At 75.2% G+C, this 1,672-nt stretch carries 2 protein-coding genes and 1 pseudogene; 2 read left to right on the top strand and 1 reads right to left on the bottom strand.

Features of this window, described 5'->3' with window-relative positions:
- Nucleotides 1-261, bottom strand: a 261-nt coding sequence (locus ACFQ3T_RS36465) for an erythromycin esterase family protein (RefSeq protein ID WP_380730709.1), incomplete at its 3' end; no start/stop codon positions are given.
- A 102-nt stretch (nucleotides 262-363) separates the two neighbouring features.
- Between ACFQ3T_RS36465 and ACFQ3T_RS36460 the strand changes: the two genes are divergently transcribed.
- Both ACFQ3T_RS36460 and ACFQ3T_RS36455 read left to right on the top strand, forming a co-directional pair.
- Complete coding sequence (locus tag ACFQ3T_RS36460) at nucleotides 364-756, top strand: ATP-binding protein (RefSeq protein WP_380730707.1); 393 nt, start codon at nucleotides 364-366, stop codon at nucleotides 754-756.
- A 64-nt stretch (nucleotides 757-820) separates the two neighbouring features.
- Nucleotides 821-1,672: pseudogene (locus ACFQ3T_RS36455) on the top strand (haloacid dehalogenase); the annotation flags it as partial.

Here is a 1,672-nt window from a genome sequence, read left to right as displayed (position 1 = left end):
GCCCGCCCGGCCGCGCACCGCGCCGTCCACCCGGTCGCACGCGGGCCAGTCGCCTTCCACGGCCACGAACGAGAAGCCCCGCTCGGCGATCAGCCGCCGGGTCAGCTCGTCGCGCCGGCGGTAGAACTCGTGCGTGCCGTGGCTGGCCTCGCCGAGCATCACGACCCGCGCGTCGCCGACGCGGTCCAGCAGCACGTCGAAGTCGCCCGCGTCGCCCAGTGGCACGGCCATCGCCGCGACCTCGTCACCGTAACGACCCACGGTGTTCGGCCTACCCGTCCGGCAGATCGGCAAACCGGGGCCAACCGGGGCGAACCGGGCTGTCGATCGCAAGGTGTTCGTCAGGTGTGCGGGGGTGCGAGGGTGGCAGGCTCGGTAACCGTGACCGCCGGCCACGACACGGTCGTCCTGGTCGTCCAGGACGACGACCCGACCTCTCCCGCCGACGTGGCGCGGTGGCTCCGCGAGCGCCTGGACGGGTGGCGCGAGCTGGACGTGCTGCTGGTCGGCGTCGTCGTGGGGGAGCTGTTCGGCAACGCCCGGCGGCACGGTTCGCCGCCGTACGTGCTGGAACTCGTGCTCGACCGGTGGCGGGAAGCCCTGGTGGTGAGCGTGCGCGACCGCGCCCTCGGCGGGTCGGGGCCGTGGCGGTCGGCGGCCGGGCTGCTGCTGGTCGACGGGCTGACCGACAGGTGGGGCGTGCTGACCCAGGGCGCGTTCACCACGGTGTGGGCCGAGGTGGTCTTCGAGGACTGAGACCCTGGCGATCTACGCCCGATCGTGACGCTTAGGACACCACCCGTTCGGGAAAACAGGCACGGTGGGACTCCTCGGCATCGACCCGGTGCGCGCGGCGGGCGGCATCGCCAACGCGGCGGGCGGCATCGCCAAGGGGCTGATCGGGCTCGCCCTCGCCCCGCTGGAGCAGACCGCCGTGCTGCGCCGCGACCGACGGAAGGTGTGGTCCTGCCCCGGTCGGCTGCACATCGAGGCGCACGGCGTCCACGGCCCGCGCGGCAGGCAGGTGGCCGGCCGGATCGAACGGGCCGTGGAGGGCCACCCCGGAGTGCTCTGGGCCCGGGTGAACGCGCCGTCCGCCCGCGTGATCGTCGCCGTCGAGGACCCCGCGCCGCCCACCTCCGAGCTGGTCGCGCTGGTGCGCAAGGCGGAGGCCGAGCCGGTCACCGAGGACGAGCGGCTGGTCGAGGACGAGCTGCACCACCCGGCGGACGGCCTGAAGGGCACCCGCCTCCTCTCGACCTTGGCCGCGGACACGGTGGGCTTGGCGTTGGCGGCCGTCACGAAGGTCGCGCCGTGGGCTCCGCTGCCCGGCGAGCTGGGCGCGTTGGTCGCGGCCGTCGACCTGCACCCGAAGCTGCGCGAACTGGCCGCCGGTCGGTTGCAGGGCCGCGAACGCGCCGACACGGCCACGTCCGTGGTCGCCGCCCTGGTGCAGGGCCTCGCGTCGCGCGGCGAGGGGACGTTGCTGGACCTCGCGCAACGCGTGCAGCAGTGGCGCGAGGTGAAGGCGCACGAGCAGGCGTGGTGCGCCGCCGAGTCCGGGCTGATCCGCGGGCCGGACGACGCCGAGGCGGAGCCGGTCGTGGTGGAGCGCCCCCGTCCGCTGCCGGAGGGCCCGGTCGACCGCTACGCGCGGCGGGCCCTCGCGGCG

It is taken from the genome of Saccharothrix hoggarensis, from assembly GCF_042678885.1.
Taxonomy (GTDB): Bacteria; Actinomycetota; Actinomycetes; order Mycobacteriales; family Pseudonocardiaceae; genus Actinosynnema; species Actinosynnema hoggarensis.
Note: the sequence above shows the minus strand (reverse complement) of the source record. Positions and strands in the feature narration are given on the sequence as shown.